17 protein-coding genes are annotated in these 17,602 nt (G+C 76.3%); 9 read left to right on the top strand and 8 right to left on the bottom strand.

All coding sequences use genetic code 11. The features are described from left to right. Positions 1–57 precede the first annotated feature (57 nt). The 6 genes from R2E43_RS24710 to chpG form a co-directional block, all read right to left on the bottom strand. Complete coding sequence (locus R2E43_RS24710) at positions 58–924, bottom strand: tyrosinase family protein (RefSeq protein WP_003976100.1); 867 nt, start codon at positions 922–924, stop codon at positions 58–60. Further along, complete coding sequence (locus R2E43_RS24705; RefSeq protein ID WP_136208935.1) at positions 908–1,477, bottom strand: tyrosinase family oxidase copper chaperone; 570 nt, start codon at positions 1,475–1,477, stop codon at positions 908–910. The genes R2E43_RS24710 and R2E43_RS24705 overlap by 17 nt, the downstream gene beginning before the upstream one ends. Positions 1,478–1,596: 119 nt before the next feature. Then, positions 1,597–2,112 carry a hypothetical protein gene (locus R2E43_RS24700; RefSeq protein WP_003976098.1) on the bottom strand — a complete coding sequence of 172 codons (516 nt, stop codon included), beginning with the start codon at positions 2,110–2,112 and terminating at the stop codon, positions 1,597–1,599. 105 nt (positions 2,113–2,217) lie between these two features. Continuing rightward, complete coding sequence (locus tag R2E43_RS24695; RefSeq protein ID WP_003976097.1) at positions 2,218–2,520, bottom strand: hypothetical protein; 303 nt, start codon at positions 2,518–2,520, stop codon at positions 2,218–2,220. 177 nt (positions 2,521–2,697) lie between these two features. Then, positions 2,698–3,432 carry a hypothetical protein gene (locus tag R2E43_RS24690; protein ID WP_332056568.1) on the bottom strand — a complete coding sequence of 245 codons (735 nt, stop codon included), beginning with the start codon at positions 3,430–3,432 and terminating at the stop codon, positions 2,698–2,700. A gap of 275 nt (positions 3,433–3,707) precedes the next feature. Further along, positions 3,708–3,947: a chaplin ChpG gene (gene chpG, locus R2E43_RS24685; protein ID WP_007449696.1), complete on the bottom strand. Its 240-nt coding sequence runs from the start codon at positions 3,945–3,947 to the stop codon at positions 3,708–3,710. A 253-nt stretch (positions 3,948–4,200) separates the two neighbouring features. Between chpG and R2E43_RS24680 the strand changes: the two genes are divergently transcribed. From R2E43_RS24680 to R2E43_RS24645, 8 genes are all read left to right on the top strand, one after another. Further along, the gene (locus tag R2E43_RS24680) at positions 4,201–5,508 is read left to right on the top strand and encodes a glycosyltransferase (protein WP_332056567.1); all 1,308 of its coding nucleotides are present in this window, start codon (positions 4,201–4,203) and stop codon (positions 5,506–5,508) included. Continuing rightward, positions 5,505–6,959 (top strand): exopolysaccharide biosynthesis polyprenyl glycosylphosphotransferase, encoded by a 1,455-nt coding sequence (locus tag R2E43_RS24675; protein WP_319706851.1) that lies wholly within the window; start codon positions 5,505–5,507, stop codon positions 6,957–6,959. The genes R2E43_RS24680 and R2E43_RS24675 overlap by 4 nt, the downstream gene beginning before the upstream one ends. Before the next feature lie 5 nt (positions 6,960–6,964). Further along, complete coding sequence (locus R2E43_RS24670) at positions 6,965–8,281, top strand: O-antigen ligase family protein (protein ID WP_011028529.1); 1,317 nt, start codon at positions 6,965–6,967, stop codon at positions 8,279–8,281. A gap of 143 nt (positions 8,282–8,424) precedes the next feature. Then, on the top strand, positions 8,425–10,218 hold the full coding sequence (gene murJ / locus R2E43_RS24665) for a murein biosynthesis integral membrane protein MurJ (RefSeq protein WP_405192658.1): 1,794 nt from the start codon (positions 8,425–8,427) through the stop codon (positions 10,216–10,218). A 43-nt stretch (positions 10,219–10,261) separates the two neighbouring features. After that, complete coding sequence (locus tag R2E43_RS24660) at positions 10,262–10,951, top strand: polysaccharide deacetylase family protein (RefSeq protein WP_003976090.1); 690 nt, start codon at positions 10,262–10,264, stop codon at positions 10,949–10,951. A gap of 10 nt (positions 10,952–10,961) precedes the next feature. Next, positions 10,962–12,170: a glycosyltransferase gene (locus R2E43_RS24655; RefSeq protein WP_332057131.1), complete on the top strand. Its 1,209-nt coding sequence runs from the start codon at positions 10,962–10,964 to the stop codon at positions 12,168–12,170. Continuing rightward, complete coding sequence (locus R2E43_RS24650) at positions 12,167–12,886, top strand: YveK family protein (protein ID WP_011028532.1); 720 nt, start codon at positions 12,167–12,169, stop codon at positions 12,884–12,886. Before R2E43_RS24655 ends, R2E43_RS24650 begins: the two co-directional genes overlap by 4 nt. After that, a complete protein-coding gene (locus R2E43_RS24645; RefSeq protein ID WP_030866251.1) occupies positions 12,883–14,031 on the top strand; it encodes a GNAT family N-acetyltransferase in 1,149 nt (382 codons plus the stop codon). The genes R2E43_RS24650 and R2E43_RS24645 overlap by 4 nt, the downstream gene beginning before the upstream one ends. A gap of 37 nt (positions 14,032–14,068) precedes the next feature. Here R2E43_RS24645 and R2E43_RS24640 read toward each other — a convergent pair whose 3' ends face one another. Beyond that, positions 14,069–15,256, bottom strand: a complete 1,188-nt coding sequence (locus tag R2E43_RS24640; RefSeq protein WP_319121446.1) for a glycoside hydrolase family 26 protein — start codon at positions 15,254–15,256, stop codon at positions 14,069–14,071. A gap of 144 nt (positions 15,257–15,400) precedes the next feature. On the opposite strand from R2E43_RS24640, the gene R2E43_RS24635 reads away from it, so the two are divergent. Beyond that, positions 15,401–16,699 carry a carboxylate--amine ligase gene (locus R2E43_RS24635; protein ID WP_093456177.1) on the top strand — a complete coding sequence of 433 codons (1,299 nt, stop codon included), beginning with the start codon at positions 15,401–15,403 and terminating at the stop codon, positions 16,697–16,699. Between the two features lie 89 nt (positions 16,700–16,788). Here R2E43_RS24635 and chpA read toward each other — a convergent pair whose 3' ends face one another. Next, the gene (chpA, locus tag R2E43_RS24630) at positions 16,789–17,565 is read right to left on the bottom strand and encodes an LAXTG-anchored chaplin ChpA (protein ID WP_258876699.1); all 777 of its coding nucleotides are present in this window, start codon (positions 17,563–17,565) and stop codon (positions 16,789–16,791) included. Positions 17,566–17,602 lie beyond the last annotated feature (37 nt).

Raw genomic sequence — 17,602 nt, 5'->3', positions numbered from 1 at the left:
GGCCGGGGCTCCTCCCGTACCCGGGACCGATGTGCTCGCGGCCCGGGACGGACGCGCTCAGGCGTAGCGGTAGATCCGGCCGACGTCCTCCAGTTCGTCCGGTGTCACGTCCCACGGCGGCAGCTTCTCGTGCCGTGCGACGATCCGTCCGCGCTGTGCGCTGCCCCGGCCGGGCGGCTCGGCGGGCAGGTAGCGGGCGCCGCGGTGGCGGGCCTGCCAGCGGGACCACTGGAGGTCGATGAAGGCGTGGTGCAGCCAGAACACCGGGTCGTTGACGGAGGCGCCGCCGACCATGGCCCCGCCGACCCAGCGGTGGACCCGGTTGTGGTTGCGCCAGGACACGCTGCCGCGGCCCGCCCCCCACCCCTCCAGCTTGTTGCGGAACCCCTTGCGGACCGTGGAGTCGTAGGGCGAGGTGTCGTACTTCGGGTCGTCCAGCGCCCACTCCAGGTCGCTCTTGGTGGGCAGGCCGAGGGGGTCGGCGGCACGTCCGAGGTCCCGGGTGAGGTACTCGGTGTCGGTGACGTTCACCTTGATGGTCCAGTTCCCCCCGGCGTGGGCGAAGGGGCCGGTGGTCACCCGGTGGTCGGACCGTCGCCCGGTGCCGCCGAGGAGGTCTGCGGTCCAGGGCGCCGACTTGGCGCTGCGGTCCTTCGTCCAGTCCCAGTACGGCACCGTGACCGACGGGTCGACCCGGCGCAGCGCCTCCTCCAGGTCCAGCAGGAACCGGCGGTGCCAGGGCAGGAAGGACGGCGCCATGTGCGCCGTACGCAGGCCGTTCTCGCCGTCGGAGACGTAGTACTCGATGTGGGTGCGCACGAACTCGTCGTACTCCCCGCGTCGTTTGATCTCCAGCAGCGCGTTGACGAACCGCCGCTTCTCGGTGCGGGTCAGCGTGCTGACGTCCTTACGCGTGTACGCCATGCCGCCCCCCGGAGTGCCGGCCGTGGTCCGTGGACGGCGTGTCGCGCAGGTGCTCGCCGGGGCCGAGTTCGTCGACGGCGCCGCGGGCCGCGGCGAGCGGGGTGGGGTACGACCGGTAGTGGTCGACCATGCTCAGCCAGCTGCCGTCCGCCCGGCGCATCAGGTGCAGCGGCCGGCCGTCCACGGTGACCTGCCAGGTACCGGCGCCCACCGCCCGCCCCGCGGCCGAGCGGATGCCCCGGATGCGCCGGCCGCGGTAGGTCTCGTCGAAGGCGGCGCCCTCGACCCCCTCGGCTGCCCCTTCAACGGACTCGGCGGACTCGGCGGCGTGCGGCCCGGGATGGGCGGGCAGCGGTCCGGTGGTGGCGGCCTCCGCGGCCCCGGAGGGTCGCGAGGCGGCGATCAGGGGCGCCAGGCCGACGGCGAGGGCCGGGGCGAACAGCCCCCGCATCACCTGCCGTCGGGTGCCGGACGCCGGCCCGCCTCTCGCCGCGTCCTCCGTCGCGTACTCCCGCTCGGCGCCGTTCGCCGTCGCGCCCGCGTTGCCGACCATGGCTCACTCCTCTTCCGGTTCGGTTGGTCCGCACCGCTAACCGAACGGCGGGCCCCGCGGTCACCGCCCGCAGGGCCACTCGGAGCACGACCGCGCCGGGGAGCGAGGTCGCCGGAGGGTTACAGGCCCGGTCCGACGCCCAGGTCGGCCACCGGAACCGTCTGGACCACCGGGGCGAGCACGCCGACCTCGGGAAGCTTGGGCGACGGCAGGCCGAGAGCCTCGGGGTTCGGCGCGGTGAGCGGGGCGTCCAGGGACAGTCCCGGCGCCAGGGTGCGCAGCCCGGCGGCGGGGGCGTCGACACCGGCGTGGTCGAAGTCGTCGCCGAGGACGTGCGGCAGCGGCTGGCGCACGTCGACGCCGGGCAGCCCGGCGCGCACCGGCAGTTGCGGCAGCGTCCGCTCCGGCAGCAGCCGGCCCTCGACGTACCGCGGGCCCTCCGGCGCGCCCGCCGTCGGCACGGGCAGCTCGCCGGCCACCTCGGGCAGCTCCATGCCGAGGGCCGCCTCCGCGCCGCCCAGCGGCACCGGCACGGGAACCGCGCGGGCCGCGGCGGCGGGGGTCGCGGCTACGCCGACGGCGGCGGCCACACCGGTGACCACGGCGGCCAGGGTTCGTCTGGTGGTCGGCTTCATGACAGGCACGGTCCCTTTCGAGAAGGCGGGGGGGTTCGGCTTCGGGAAGGCGGGAGGTACGGCTCCGGAAGGCGGAAGCAGGACGGGGAGCGGGAGCGGGGCGGTTCAGCCGCCCAGCGGAAGGCCGCCCAGCAGGCCCTTCGCGGAGTTCAGCTTCGTGGTGGCGCCCTTCACGGTGTGCAGCACGGAGTCCTTGTTCTCGGTGTCCAGCGCGTCCGACCGCGCTTCCGACTGGTGCTTGATCGGCATGACGTCGATGGGCTCCGCGGTCAGCGCGTTCACGGCGCCGTTGAGGCTGGTGGGCGTGAGCGCGGCGGCGTCGGAGGCGTCGTAGGCGAACGCGGGCACGGCGGAGCCGGCGGCGACCAGGGAACCGGCGACGACGGCGGCGGCCTTGAGGGACTTCATGGTGTTCCTTTCTTCGGCGACCCGTGTCACCGGAGGTGTGCTGACGCCCTCCCTAACGACCTGCGCCGGGCCCGGAAACTCCGCCGTCCGGAAGACATATGAGATCTCCGGGCACGGAAAGGGCCGCCGCACCTCCGAAAGGGGGAGGCGCGACGGCCCGGAACGCCGTGGGGGGCGTCAGGAGGGGTTCGCCGGTGCGGCGGCCTCCGGAGTGGCCGCCTCCGGCGTCGTGGCCTCCGGCGCGGTCGGTACGCCGGGCAGGCCGGCCAGGTCCGCGGCGGGCAGCTCGTTGCCGACCATGGTGGCGGCGACGACGTTGACGATGCCGGTCATCAGGTCCTTGACGGCCGGGGTCACCTGCTCGGCGGTACCGGAGGTGGTGGCCTTGACCAGGGCGTCGATCTGCTTCTGCAGCGCGGCGTTCGCGGCCGCGGTCAGGTCGGACGCCGCCGCCGTGCCGTCGTCGCTCTGCGCCGTGACGGGCGCGGGGAGCGTGACCGGGGTGTCGGTCCCGGCCTCCGGCGCGGTCACGGCCGGCGGCTGGGCCGGAGTGGTCGTGCCGGGGGTGGTCGCCGCGTCGTCGGCGTCCGTGTCCGCCGCGTCCGCCTTGGCGAGGGCGTCCTTGACGGCGGCGGAGAGCTTGTCGGCGTCCGTGGCGGAGAGCTGGCCGTTGTCGGCCTTGAGGACGGCGCCGAGCAGGTCGGTGACGGGCGTGAGCACGTCGCCCATGCCGGCCAGGCTGTCGACCTGGCTCTGCAGTTCCTCGGCGTCGGGGAGGGGTGCGCGGGACGCCGCGTGGGTGCGTTCCCGGACCGAGTCGCCGTCGGCCGCCATCACCGCCGGACCGGAGATACCGATCAGCAGGCCGGCGCAGAGAGCGGAGGTGGCGATTCGCCGTGCGGGCAGACGCATGGGGGTTCCTTTCGGTGGTGCGTCGGATGTTGTGCCCACCGTGGAAGCGGCCTCGGCGCTCTGCAACGCAGGCGGCGGCCCGAGGCGCCCGCCCGCCCCTCCCAGGGGCCGCGTCTTACCTGGTGAGACGCCCTGTCAAGGTCCGTGCGCCGTGTCGCGGCCCGGTCCCCCCATTCGGGGCAGCACACCGCCGTCCGGACGGCAACGCGAACCGGCCGCCCGCTCGCGGAGGAACCGCGGTACGGACGGCCGGTGCGGCAAGTGGTGAGCCGACGTCAGTCGTTCTCGCACTCGTTGCCGAACGCCGGGTTCAGCAGGCCGATGACGTCGATGGTGTTGCCACAGACGTTGACCGGGATGTGGACCGGGACCTGCACCACGTTGCCGGACAGGACGCCCGGGGAGTGGGCGGCGGCGGCCTGCGCGCCGCTGTCGGCGGCGGCGACACCGGCGGTGCCCGCCACCGCGGCGGCGGCGACGGAGGTCAGGGCCAGGCCCTTCGCGATACGCGACATGGAGAAGTGCTCCTTGGGGTTGTACACACATCCGGGCGGCTGCCCGGCGCAGTGTCAACGCGTGGCACGGGCGCGAGTTGTGCCGCCAAAGGGGTGATCTGGCGAAATACCGGCGTTCACAAATCCAACACACTTACCCGATTTCGCCGTATTAGTACGGATAGCAGCTAGAGTCCCACACCATTCGACGCACCCGTTCGACGCACCCGTTCGACCCACCCGTTCGACGCACCCGTATGGCGAGGAAACGCGCATGCACCTGCCACCGACCGGCTTACGGCCACGGGTTCTGCACCTCACCCAACCGGTGGACGGCGGGGTCGCCCGGGTGGTGGCGGACCTGACGCGGGCTCAGCTCGCCGCCGGACTGCGCGTCGCGGTCGCCTGCCCCGCCGGGGGTCTCGCCGACCGGCTGCGTGCGCTGGGCGCCGATGTGCGGCACTGGCCGTCGACCCGCTCGCCCGGCCCGGCGCTGGTGGAGGAGGTACGGCGGCTCGTGCGCGTGGTCGAGGACGTACGGCCCGATCTGGTGCACGCGCACAGCGCCAAGGCCGGTCTGGCCGGACGGCTCGCCGTGCGGGGCCGGATCCCGACCGTGTTCCAGCCGCACGCCTGGTCGTTCGAGGCGGTCGGCGGGGCCGCCGCGCTCCTCGCGCTCGGCTGGGAGCGGTGGGCGGCGCGCTGGACGGCGCGGACGGTGTGCGTGAGCGACGCGGAACGGCTGCGGGGGACCCGGGCCGGGCTGCGCGGGCCCTGGACGGTGATCCCGAACGGCATCGACCTCGCCGGCCCGTCCGCCGACGCCCCCGGCGAGGCCCCCGCCGACACCTCCGACGACGCGGCCGGTGTGCGGCGGCTCCACGGCGTCGGCCCCCACGCGCCGCTGGTGGTCTGCGTGGGCCGGCTGTGCCGGCAGAAGGGCCAGGACGTCCTGCTGAGCGCCTGGGAGTCCGTGCTCGCCCGGGTGCCGGGCGCCCGGCTGGTCCTCGTGGGCGACGGCCCGGACCGCGCCCGGCTGACCGCGCGGGCCCCGGCGTCCGTGCTGTTCACCGGGACCGTCGCCGATGCGGCCCCTTGGTACCGGGCCGCCGACCTGGTCGTCCTGCCGTCGCGCTGGGAGGGCATGGCACTGGCCCCGCTGGAGGCGATGGCCTGCGGGCGGCCCGTGGTGGTGACCGACGTGGACGGTGCCCGCGAGGGCCTGCCGCCCGCTCTCGTACCGCACTGTGTGGTGCCGCCCGAGGACCCGGCGGCGCTGGCCGACGCCGCCGCCGCACTGCTGCTCGACGCGCCGCTGCGGGCGTCGCTCGGCCGCCGGGGGCGGGCGCACGTGCGGTCCGCGCACGACGTACGGCACACGGCCGCCGCGGTGGCGGCCCTGTACGGCGATCTCTTGTACGGCGACGTCCTGGACGGCCTACGTCCCCCACCCCCGGCGCACACCGGCGACGGCGACCGCTTCGGCGACATCGGCGACATCGGCGACATCGGCGACAGGCCCGCGGACGTGCGGCGGCCGGCCGTCGTGCCCATCGAGTGCAGGGAGTCCACCTACCCGTGAGCGCGGAAAGCACCGTCCCCTCCCCCGCCGGCCGGTCGCGCGACCTCGGCTCCTCCCCCGTCTCGGTGCTGCCGCCGCGCGACGGCACCGCGGGCCCGCGGCTGCCCGACCGGCGTCCCGCACCTCGGCGGGACTTCCGGCCGGCGCTGCTCGTCGCGGACGGCACGGCGGCCCTGCCGGGCTCGCTGGTCCTCACCGGCACCCCGCACCAACCTCTGCTCACCGCCCTGCTGGTCGCCGCCTCGCTCCTGCTGAGCCCGCGCCCGGCCCGGCGGACCTCCGGCGCGCTGGACGACCTGCCCGCCCTGTGCGGCCGGATCGCGGTGGTGTGGCTGGTGCTCGCGGCGCTCCTCGCGGCGTACGCCCCCGCGCACGCGCTGTCCGCGCGCATCCTGTGCGCCGGTTTCCTGCTGCACGCGGTGACGGGCTGCGCCGGCCGGGGCGCGGTGCACCGCAGACACCGCGCGGCGCTCCTGAACCGCCCCCGCGCCGCCCTGGTCGTCGGTCCCGCCGCGACGGCGCAGCGCGTGGCCTCGGCGCTGCTGCGCCACCCGCGCTGCGGGCTGCGCCCGGTCGGCATCGTCACCGGCGGCCCGGGCGGCGGCACGGGCCTGCCGGTGCTGTCCACGGACGAGGAGGTGCGGCGGGCGGTCGTACAGAACGGCGTACGGGACGTCCTGGTCGCCGGTTCCCCGGTGAACCCCTCCGCACGGCCCCGGCAGGCGGCGCTGCTGCGGACGCTGGCCGAGTCGGGGTGCACGGTGTGGGAGCTGGACGCCGAGGCGCCCGAACACGCCGACGCCCCGGCCCGCCCGGCCGGGGACCGGATCGCCGGGTTCCCCTGCCGGCGCCTGGAACCGGCGGCCCGGCGCCCCGGCGGCGCGGGCAAGCGGGTCCTCGACGTGACGGTGTCGGGGCTGCTGTTGCTGCTGCTGAGCCCCCTGCTGCTGGCCTGCGCGGCGGTGCTGCGGGTGGTGGGCGGTCCCGGGGTGCTGTTCCGGCAGGAGCGGGTCGGGGAGGGCGGCAGGCCGTTCACGCTGCTGAAGTTCCGCACCCACCGCCCGGCCGACGAGCACGAGTCGGCGACCCGGTGGAGCGTGGCGGACGAACGCCGGATGCCGTGGTTCTGCCGCTTCCTGCGGCGCACTTCGCTGGACGAGCTGCTCCAGCTGTGGAACGTCTTCCGGGGCGACATGAGCCTGGTCGGCCCGCGTCCCGAACGCCCGTACTTCGTTGCCCGGTTCAGCCAGACCCACCCCGGCTACGCGGCCCGCCACCGGGTGCCGGCCGGGATCACGGGCCTGGCCCAGATCAACGGGCTGCGCGGCGACACCTCCATCGAGGACCGGGCCCGCTTCGACAACGCCTACATCGACGACTGGTCGCTGTGGCGGGACGTCTGCATCCTGCTGCGCACGGCGGCCGCGCTCGTGCGTCCCACGGGGAGCTGACCCAGGTGGCCCACGCCCTGCCCCTCCCGCCGACGGCGCGCGTACGGCGACTGCCGCCCGTGCTGGCCGTCGTCGCGGTCGTCGCGCTGCTCGCGCTGCCGCTCGCCCCGGGCGGCGGGGGCGGCGCACACCCGGCCGACGCGGTCTCCGCGCTGGCGGTGCTGTACTGCGCGCTGCGGCTGGTACGGGACCGGCGGCGCCCCCTGTCCCGTACGGCGGCCGTGGTGCTCGGGCTGCCCGTGCTCGGCCTCGCGGTCGCCGCGGCGGGCGCCGTGTCGCCGGGGGCCGGCCTCGCGGGCCTCGGCCGCTACCTCCAGGTCTTCGTCCTGGTCCCGGCCGCCGTCCTGCTGCTCGTCCGTGACCGGGCCGACGTACGGCTGCTGGCCTGGTCGATGGCGGGGCTGGCCCTGTGGCAGGGGGCGGTCGGGGTGCACCAGTACGTGACCGGGACCGGCGCGTCCTACCAGGGCGAGCGGATCCGGGCGGTGGGCACCTTCGGGCCGCAGGACGTGATGGGGATGGCGACCGTGGTCTCCCTGGGGCTGGTCTGCGCGGTGGGGCTGGCGCTGGGCCGGACGCCGGTGCGGCAACGGCTGTTCGCCGCCGGGTGCGCGCTCGTCCTGCTGCTGCCGCTCGCCCTGTCGTTCAGTCGCGGGGCGTGGATCGCGACGGCGGTGACCTGCGCGGTGCAGCTGCTCCTCGCCGGGGTGCGCAGGGCGCTGGCCGTGGGGGCGGCCGCGGTCGCGGCGGCGGTGGTGCTGGTGGGCGGCTTCGGGGTCGGTACGGCGATGCTCCAGGAACGGGTCGGCTCCATCACGCAGGTCGCGGACGCCCCCGACCAGTCGGTGACCGACCGGTACACGATGTGGGCGGCGGCGGCCGGCATGTGGCGGGAGCGGCCGCTGACCGGCGTGGGGCTGAAGGGCTTTCCCGAACACCGGGACGCGCACGCCTCGCTGGCGCTGTCCTCGGGCAGCGAGACGGACGGCGCGGGCGCCGGGTACCGCAGGCAGCCGCTGCTCTCCCCGCACAACATGTATCTGCTGGTGCTGGCCGAGCAGGGGCTGATCGGGCTGCTGGCGCTCGCCGGGAGCTGGCTGGCGCTGCTCGTGCTGGGCCTGCGCCGGCTGCGCGCCGCACGCCGGGCACACGGGGCGGTGCCGGACTGCGCGTTCGTCGCCTGCGGGCTGCTGGTGTGGCAGCTGACCGACTTCGCGTACGCCGACATCGGCGGACCGTCGACCGTGCTGACGGCGGTCTGCTTCGGGCTGGCGGCCTGGTGGGCGCTCGGCTTGAGGGCCCAGGAGGTGGCGGAGCGGTGACGACGCGCGGGGCGGCGCGGACGGGCGGCGCGGACGGTACGGCCGAGGACGCCGTCCCACCGGCCCGCGCCTCCGTGCCGGAGGCGGGCACCGCGGGCGCAGCCGGTACCTCGGGCACCGTCGGCATCGCCGCCACAGCCGCCGTGGACCACTCACCGCGCCTCGGCGCCCGGACCGGTACGCCACCGGCGGTCGCCCGGACCGCCCCGCCCTCGACCGGCACGCGGACCGCCGCCGCCGGCACCGCCACCAGCACAGGCACAGGCACAGGCACAGGCACCGCCACCCCTGTCACCGCACCGGGCCCCGACACCGCGGCCGCCGCCGAGGAGAGGCGGTCCTCAGGGGGATTCCTCGCCCGCGCCGCCCTCGTGACGGCCGTGCTCTCGGTGGCCGGGTCGGTGCTCGGGCTGGTCCGGGACCAGGCGCTGGCCCGGTTGTTCGGGGCCGGCGGCGAGACGGACGCCTTCCTGGTGGCGTGGACGGTGCCGGAGTTCGCGGCGACGCTGCTGATCGAGGACGGACTGGCCTTCGCCCTGGTCCCGATGTTCAGCCTGGCGCTGGCCCGCCGCGCCCGGGGCGCCCCGGGCGACCAGGTCCGCGCGCTGGTCGCCTCGACGCTGCCCCGGCTGCTCCTGGCCTTCGCCGCCGTCGGTGCGCTGGTCGCCGCGGCGGCTCCGGTGCTGGTCAGGGCCCTGGCACCGGGGCTGCCCGACCAGGCTCTCGCGGTGGACTGCACCCGGCTCACCGCCACCTGCGTCGTCAGCTTCGGGCTCGCCGGGTACTGCAGCGCCGCGCTGCGGGCGCACCGCCGGTTCCTGGCACCGGCGGCGATCTACGTCGCCTACAACACCGGCATCATCACGGCGATGTTCGTGCTGGGCGGGCGGTGGGGGGTGCGCTCGGCGGCGGTCGGGGTCGCGGTGGGCGGTGTCCTGATGGTGGTGGCGCAACTGCCGTCGCTGCTCGGGCAACTGCGCCGCCGGGACGGTGGCGGGCGCCCGCCGGGCACCGGGGACGGCGACGCGCGTCCCCTCGCCCTCGCCCTGTTCGCCACCGTCCTGCTGTTCGCCCTGTGCCGCCAGTCCCAGGTGCTCATCGAGCGCTTCCTCGCCTCGGGGCTCCCCTCCGGCGCCATCTCGCACCTGAACTACGCGCAGAAGGTCGCCCAGATCCCGATGACGCTGTCGCTGATGCTGTGCACGGTCACCTTCCCGGTGGTCGCCCGCGCGCTGGCCGACGGCGACACGGAACGGGCCCGCGACCGGGTCGAGCGGGACGTGGCGCTGGCGGCCGCTCTGGTGCTCCTCGGCGCGGCCACCGTCGTGGCCTGTGCGCCGCAGATCGTCCGACTGCTCTTCCAGCGCGGCGCGTTCACGGCGGCGGACACGGCGGCGACCGCGGGCGTCATGCGCGTGTACGCCCTCGGGCTGCTCGGCCAGACCGTGGTGGGCGCGCTGGCCCGGTCGTACTTCTCCGCGGGCCGCGCCTCCTGGTACCCGTTCGGCGCGATGGCTGTCGGAGTCACCGCCACCGCGGCCGTCGGTGCCGCCGCGGTCGGCCCGTGGGGCGTGACCGGCATCGCCGCCGCCAACGCCGCCGGCATCACCGTCACCGCCGCCCTGCTGCTCGCCGGGACGGGCCCGCGCAGCGTGCCGGTGCGGGTCCGGCGGGTCCTGGGCGACCTGGGCCGGCCCTTGCTGGCGGCGGCCGTGGCCACCGGCGCGGGCGCGCTGGCGGCGGACCGGGTCGCCGACGGCGGTGCCGCCCTCTCGCTGGCCGTGGGCGCCGCGACCGTCGGCGGCGTCTTCGTCGCCCTCGGTCTGGCCCTGGGCGTCCGGGGCCTTCTCCCCGTCCGTTTCCTCCACCCCGTCACACGAAGGCTCCCCCATGGCCGTTTCCGCTTCCGGTTCCCCTTCCACGACCACGACCGCTGACGCCCGCCCCGGCCCCGGCCCGGCCCCCGTCCCCTGGATCGCGATGTACCACTCCGTCGGCGACCGCTCGGACGACCCGTACCGCATCACGGTCACGCCCGACCGGCTGGACGCCCAGCTGGGCTGGCTGCGGCGGCGCGGGCTGCGCGGTGTGCCGGTCGGCGAGCTGCTGGCCGCCCGCGCCCGGGGCGGCGGCGGGGACCTGGTGGGGCTGACCTTCGACGACGGGTACGCCGACTTCGTCGAGCACGCGCTGCCGTGCCTGCGGCGCCACGGCTGCGGGGCGACCCTCTTCGTGCTGCCGGGGCGGCTCGGCGGCGTCAACTCCTGGGACCCGCTGGGCCCGCGCAAGCCGCTGCTGACCGCCGACGGCATCCGGCGGGCCGCCGCCGAGGGCGTCGAGATCGGCTCGCACGGCCTCACCCACGTCGACCTGACCACGGCGGACGACACCACGCTGACCGCCGAGACCGCCGAAAGCCGGGCGCTGCTCTCGGAGCTGGCCGGTGCTCCGGTCACCGGCTTCTGCTATCCGTACGGCACGGTCGACGCCCGCGCAGCCGACGCCGTGCGCGCCGCCGGGTACACCTACGCCTGCGCCATCGACCCCGGCCCGCTGACCGGCCCGTACGCCCTGCCGCGCGTGCACGTGGGCCAGAACGACACACCCGTACGGCTGTTGCTGAAGACCCGGCTGCACCGCCTGCGCCGCCGGGCCGCGGCGGGGGTGTGAGGTGACGGACGTGAAGGCCCTGCACATCATCACGGGGCTCGGCGTCGGCGGCGCCGAGCAGCAGTTGCGGCTGCTCCTGCGTCACCTGCCCGTCGACTGCGACGTGGTGACGCTCACCAACCCCGGCCCGGTCGCCGAGGGACTGCTGGCCGACGGCGTGCACGTCGTCCACCTCGGCATGACCGGCAACCGCGACCTGGCCGCGCTGCCCCGCCTGGCCCGCCTGATCCGCACCGGCGGCTACGACCTGGTGCACACCCACCTCTACCGCGCCTGCCTCTACGGCCGGATCGCCGCCCGGCTGGCCGGGGTGCGCGCGGTGGTCGCCACCGAACACTCCCTGGGCGACTCCCAGATGGAGGGCCGCCCGCTCACCCCGGGCGTCCGCGCCCTGTACCTGGCCGGGGAGCGCCTGGGCAGCGCCACGGTCGCCGTCTCCCCCACCGTCGCCGACCGGCTGCAGCGCTGGGGCGTGCCCGCGCCCCGCATCGAGGTGGTGCCCAACGGCATCGACCTGGCCCGCTTCCGCTTCGACCCGGTCCGGCGGCTGCGCACCCGGCGGCGCCTCGGCCTGCCCGAGGGCGCGTACGTCGTCGGCGGCGTCGGCCGGCTGGCGGCGGCCAAACGCTTCGACGTCCTGGTCCGCGCCCTGGCCCTGCTTCCGCCCGACTGCTGGCTGCTGCTGGTCGGCGGCGGTCCCGAGGAGCACCTGCTGCGCCGCACCGCCCGCGAGGCCGGGGTCGCCGACCGGGTCCTGCTCACCGGCGAACGCCCCTGCCTCCCCGACGGCTCCCCCGGCCCCGACCTGCCCGCCCTCGCCGCCGCGATGGACGTCCTCGCGTCGCCGTCGCCGGAGGAGGCCTTCGGCCTGGCCGCCGTGGAGGGGCTCGCGTCGGGGCTGCCGGTGCTGTACGCCTCCTGCCCGGCGATCGAGGACCTGCCCCCCGAGGCGGCGCCCACGGCACGACGGGTCACCGGTGGTGCCGCGGAGTTCGCGCGCGCCCTCGCCGAGACCCGCGCGTCCCACGGCCCGGTCCCCGGCATGCGCACCGCGCCCGAGGCGGCCCGCCACTACTGCGTCACCCGCAGCGCGGCCCGGCTGATGGACGTGTACGCGACCGCGCTCACCCGACCGCTCACCCCGCCCGCGCCCCCGCCCCCGCCCCCGCCCCCGTCACCGTCACCGTCCCCGGCATCCCAGGGAGTCACCCCCGCATGACCGAGCCCCTCACCCAGTCCCCGGCCGCACCCGCGACGGACGACGGGCCCGCACCCCCCGCGCGCCCGCGCCGCGTCCGGGCCGTCCTGCGCCGGGTCCCGCGCCGTCTGCGCTCCCTGCCGCCGTGGTCCCCGCTCGCGGCCGGCGTCCTCGCCGGCGGGCTGCTCGGCGCCGGGTACGGCCTGCTCACCACCCCGCAGTACACGGCGACCGGTTACGTCGTCGCCGTCCCCGCCGACCAGTCCGACCCGGCGTCCGCGCTGGGCTTCGCGCAGGCCTACGGCCGGGTCGCCACGCAGCTCGCGGTGCTCGGGGACGCCCAGATGTGGGCCCACGTGCCGGTGGCGACCCTGGAGCGGAGCGTGCGCACCGCGACCTCGCCGGACGCGCCGATGGTCTCGGTGACGGCCACCTCCGCCGACCCGGAGGAGGCCGCCGACATGGCCAACGCCGTCGCCCGCGCCCTGACCCGGCACGCGGCGGACTCCGCCGACGACACCCACGTGGAGCTGCGGCAGTTCGCCCGGGCCACCGAGCCCACCGAGCCGTCCTCGGCGTCCACCGCCGTGACGGGCCTGGTGGGCGCGAGCGCGGGCGGGCTCCTCGGCGGGCTGGCCCTGCTGGTCCGGCCGCGCCGCGCCGCGCGGGAGCCCGGCCGCGCGGCGGCGCCCGTACCCGGACCGGCACCGGCGGCCGACGTCCGCGGGCAGCTGTGAGGCACCGCAGGCCGCCGCGACCGGGCACGCTCCCGCCCGGTCACACCGTCGAACTGGTCACCGACGAGGGCGCCTTCGCCGAGCTGGCCCCGCAGTGGCGGCGGCTGTACGGCCGGTGCGCCGCCGCGACCCCGTTCCAGAGCCACGCCTGGCTGCTCTCCTGGTGGCGTTCGTACGGTTCGGCCGGGCGGCTGCGACTGGTGCTGGCCCGCGAGGGCGGCGAACTGGTCGGCGCGGCGCCGCTGACGCTCGTACGGCGCCCGGTCCCGGCGCTGGTGCCGCTGGGCGGGGCGATCTCGGACTACGGGGACGTCCTGCTGGACGACGAGCGCGGCCCGGACGCGGTGGCCGCGCTCGCCGCGGGCCTCGCGGCGGTGGCCAGCACCGCGCTGATCGACCTGCGCGAGGTACGGCCGGGCGCCGCCGCCGAACGGCTCTACGCACACTGGCACGGGCCCCGGCACCGGCTCGCGGACTCGCTCTGCCTGGAGCTGCCCGCCCTCCCCATGGACGAGCTGGTCGCCCGGCTGCCCTCGGCCAAGGCCAGGCAGCGGGTCCGCGCCCAGCTGCGCCGGCTGGACGCGCTCGGCGTCAAGGGCCGTCCCGTGCTGCCCGACGAGACGGAGGCGGCGCTGCGCCGGCTCCTCGACCTGCACCGGTTGCAGTGGCGGGGCCGGAAGGTGACCGGCGAGCACCTGCGGACCCGCTTCCGCGAGCACCTGGTGCGGGCGGTGGGGCCGATGGTGCGGTCCGGGGACGCGGTGGTCACCGAGTTCCGGATGGCCGACGAGGTGGTGGCCGTGGACGTGACGCTGCTGGCCCACCGGCTGGCCGGGGGCTACCTGTACGGCGCGCATCCCCGGTTGCGGGAGCGGAAGGCGGACGTGGCGGTGATGCTGCTGGACACGTGCGCCGAGTACGCCCGTGCCCCGGGGCGCGGCGCGCTCAGCCTGCTGCGCGGCAACGAGCCGTACAAGCACCACTGGCGTCCGGAGCCGGTGCCGAACCAGCGGCTGCTGCTGGCCCGCCGCCGCACGGCGCCGCTGCTGGCGGCGACCGTGGCCGACGCCGCCGCACGACGGCGGGGCAAGGAGCTGCTGCGGCGGCGGGCGGAGCGGAAGGGGAGCGCCGGTGGCGGCACCTGACCGGGCCGGCCGCCACCGCGGCACCCTGCGCACGCCGCTACTTGTCCCGCGCGTACCAGTCCAGGCGCATGCACAGCTTCCCGCCGAGCCAGTACTCGACCCAGTCGCCCAGTTCCAGCGGCGAGCAGCCGGCCGGGGGCTCGGGCACGGTGGACGGCACCGGGGGCACGGGCGGCGCGGTGGGTGTGGTGGGCTCTGTGGGTGTCGGGGCCGTCGGCTCGGGCTCGTCGACGCGGCCGAAGAGCACGGACCGGTAGACGGCCGTGGAGCGGGGATTGTCGTCGCACTGCCACACGCCGTGCGGGCAGTAGTCGGTGACCGTGTTGTACACGGGCTTGTGCTCGTCCATCCAGGCGAGCATGCGCCGCATGTAGGCGGCGTTGTCGCCGTTGCGGAACAGTCCCCATTCCGGGTAGGAGACGGGCTTGCCGTGCGCCTTCGCGAAGTCCACGTGCGCCTGGAGCCCGTACGGCTCCTTCACCTGTTCGTCGAAGGACATGCCGCGCGGCTGGTCGTAGGAGTCCATGCCGATGATGTCGACGGTGGCGTCGCCGGGATAGCACTGCGTCCAGGGCACGGCGTCCCGGCCGCGGCTCGGCGCGAAGTCGAACCGGAACTTCTGCCCGGGCACCGCGCGCATGGTGGTGACGATCCGGTTCCAGTACGTCTTCCACGCCTCGGGGTCCGGCCCGCAGCGGTGGGTGTAGGTGGTGCCGTTCATCTCCCAGCCGAGCACCAGGACCGTGTCCGGCACCTTGAGGGCGACCAGGCGTTCGGCGAGGGCGCGGAAGTGGTGGTCGAAGCGTCCGGCGGCGCCCTGGCGCAGCAGGTCGCGCACCTCGTCGTCGTCGACGTGCGCCTCGTTGCGCTCCATCATGGGCACGTTGAGGACGAGCATCCGGTCGGCCTTGCGGGTGCGCCAGTCGGCCCACACGTCGAGGAAGCCGGGGGCGCCCTCGATGTTGCTCCAGCGGTCGCCGGGCAGGTAGGTGTGGCCGACGCGGAGTTCGGCGCCGCCCAGCCAGTGGCTCAGCGCCGCCATCCGGGCCACGCCCCGGGGACCGTAGTCGAGGTACGCGCCGAAGGCGGGGGTGGGGTCGGGCGCGGCCGGTTCGCCGACGGCGACACCGGGGCCCGCGGCGAGGAACGCCGCCGCCGCGATCGCCGCGGCCGCGGCGTGCGCCGGACGCCGCCTGGACCGGGTCCGTGACTGCCGTGCGGCCATGCCGGCCTCCTTTGGTCTTTCGTTCTGTGCCTCGTTACTGACACTCAGTCATATGAAATGCCATCACGCCACCGCCGTTACGGCTTTCGAGTGCGTTGATCGCCCGCACCGGTGAACCACCTCCCGATCCGAAGGAAGTCTCCCGTGTCGCTGTTCGACACCCGTGTCCCCGCCGTTGTGCTGCGGATGGACCGGAATCCCTTTCACCACGGAACGCTGGGTGCCGTGCGCTCGCTCGGCCGCGCGGGGGTGGACGTGCACGTGGTCGCCGACTGCGCGGACAGCCCGGTCCGCGCCTCCCGTTACCTGAGGGGGCTGCACACCCCGCCGCCGCCCGGCGCGCCGCCCGCCGAGATCGCGGCGGTCCTGCGCCGCGTCGCCGCGCGGCTCGCGCGGCCTGCGGTGCTGATTCCGATGGACGACGCGTGCGCCGTGGCGGTGGGCCGGGCGCGGACGGAGCTGGCCCCCTGGTACCTGCTGCCCGACCAGCCGGGTGAGCTGCCCGCGCGCGTGGCCGACAAGGCGGAGCTGGCCGGTGTGTGCGCGTCGCTGGACGTCCCGCACCCCGAGACGCTGGTGCCGGACGGCGCGGCGGAGGCGGCGCGGGCGGCGTGGCGGCTGGGTCTGCCGGTGGTGGCGAAGTGGAGCCGCCCCTGGCTGGTGCCCCCGGGCGGCGGGCTGCGCAGCACGGTGCTGGTGCGCTCGGCGCGGGAGGCCGGGGAGCTGTACCTGCGGGCCGAGGAGGCGGGCAGCCGGCTGCTGCTCCAGGCGTTCCTGCCGCCGGGCGCCGACCGGGACTGGTTCTTCCACGGGTACGCCGACCGCTTCGGCGCGGTCCGGGCGGGCGGTCCCGGCCGCAAGACGCGGGCCAGGCCGCGCGGCGCCGGTCTGACGGCGGTGGGCCGCTGGACACCGAACCCGCAGGTCCAGGCGCTCGCCGAGCGGGTCACCGCGGAGCTGGGCTACCGGGGCGTCTTCGACCTCGACTTCCGCCGCTGCGGCACCACGGGCCGCTATCACCTGCTCGACTTCAACCCGCGCCCCGGCGCCCAGTTCCGGCTGTTCACCGACACCGCCGGACTGGACGTCGTACGGGCCCTGCACCTGGACCTGACCCACCGCCCGCTGCCGCAGGGGGCGCCGCGGCCGGGGCGGGTGTTCGTGGTGGAGAACTACGCGCCGCTGAGCGCGCTGCGTCCGGCCCGCGAGGGGCACGGGGGCCGGGAGCTGGCCTGGCACGCACGGGACGACCGGGCGCCGGGCCGGGCGCTGTGGGCGCTGTGGGGCCGCCATGTGAGCGCCCGGCTGCGGGACCGCGTGCACCGGGGCGGCGCCCGGCCCGGCGCCCCGGCCCCGTCCGGCGCCCGCGTCGTACGCCAGGCCTCCGCCCCACCGGCGGACCACGCCGACCGCCCCGACGAGGACCGGGCGCGCAGCCGCTGAGCCGCGCGCACCGGGGAGGGGGGGAGGCGACGACGACGCCCCCGGCGGTCCGTGCGGACCGGCCGGGGGCGTCGGGGTGGCGGGTGGGGTCAGCGGCCGCTGAGGGCGCGGCCCCTGCGGTACAGGATCGCTCCGCCCGCGATCAGCACGGCACCGGCGGCCGCGGCGCCCAGGGTGCCCTCGCTGCCGGTCTCGGCCAGGGCGGGCGGCTGCTCCGTCTGGGGAGCCGGCGGGGTGTGCTCCTCCTCGGACGGCGGCGGGGGCTCCTCCTCGCCCGAGGGCGGCGGCGGCTCCTCGTGGGTGGGCGGCGGCGGCTCCTCCTCGCCGTAGCCGGGCGGCGTGGTGGGGGGCGGCGGTTCCTCCTCGCCGTAGCCGGGGGGCTCCTCCGCGTCGTTCTCGCACTTGTTGCCGAAGACCGGGTTCAGCGCGGCGATCACGTCGACGGTGTTGCCGCAGAGGTTGACCGGCACGTCGACCGGGACCTGCGCGTTGTTGCCGGAACCGACGCCGGGCGAGCCCTCGGTCGCACCGTCCGCGTGGGAACCGGACGACGAGGCCGAAGTCGAGGACGAGGACGACGCGTCCTCGCCGTACCCGCCGCCGTGGCCGTCGGTCTTCTCGTCCGAGGCGTTCTCGCACTCGTTGCCGAAGGCCGGGTTCAGGGCGGCGATCACGTCGACGGTGTTGCCGCAGGCGTTCACGGGCACGTCGACGGGGACCTGGAGGGCGTTGCCGGACACGGCGCCCGGCGAGTTCGTGGCGGCCCCGTCCGCATGCGAGTCGGCAAGGGCGGGGCTGCCGCACAGGGAAAGGATGCCCGTCGCGGCGGCAGCCGCGACCATCCCCCTGCTCAGGGTCTGTCGCACTCTGGTTGTCTTCCTGCTTGGAGAGATGAGAGATGAG

Source organism: Streptomyces violaceoruber (genome assembly GCF_033406955.1).
Taxonomy (GTDB): domain Bacteria; phylum Actinomycetota; class Actinomycetes; order Streptomycetales; family Streptomycetaceae; genus Streptomyces; species Streptomyces violaceoruber.
The sequence above is the reverse complement of the archived record's forward strand: the minus strand, read 5'-3'. Positions and strand labels throughout refer to the sequence as shown.

Coding starts and splice junctions, on each gene's coding strand:
- R2E43_RS24640 (WP_319121446.1), bottom strand. CDS start 15,256: ATGGCCGCACGGCAGTCACGGACCCGGTCCAGGCGGCGTCCGGCGCAC.
- R2E43_RS24660 (WP_003976090.1), top strand. CDS start 10,262: ATGTACCACTCCGTCGGCGACCGCTCGGACGACCCGTACCGCATCACG.
- chpG (WP_007449696.1), bottom strand. CDS start 3,947: ATGTCGCGTATCGCGAAGGGCCTGGCCCTGACCTCCGTCGCCGCCGCC.
- R2E43_RS24690 (WP_332056568.1), bottom strand. CDS start 3,432: ATGCGTCTGCCCGCACGGCGAATCGCCACCTCCGCTCTCTGCGCCGGC.
- R2E43_RS24710 (WP_003976100.1), bottom strand. CDS start 924: ATGGCGTACACGCGTAAGGACGTCAGCACGCTGACCCGCACCGAGAAG.
- R2E43_RS24705 (WP_136208935.1), bottom strand. CDS start 1,477: ATGGTCGGCAACGCGGGCGCGACGGCGAACGGCGCCGAGCGGGAGTAC.
- R2E43_RS24650 (WP_011028532.1), top strand. CDS start 12,167: ATGACCGAGCCCCTCACCCAGTCCCCGGCCGCACCCGCGACGGACGAC.
- R2E43_RS24695 (WP_003976097.1), bottom strand. CDS start 2,520: ATGAAGTCCCTCAAGGCCGCCGCCGTCGTCGCCGGTTCCCTGGTCGCC.
- R2E43_RS24680 (WP_332056567.1), top strand. CDS start 4,201: ATGCACCTGCCACCGACCGGCTTACGGCCACGGGTTCTGCACCTCACC.
- R2E43_RS24700 (WP_003976098.1), bottom strand. CDS start 2,112: ATGAAGCCGACCACCAGACGAACCCTGGCCGCCGTGGTCACCGGTGTG.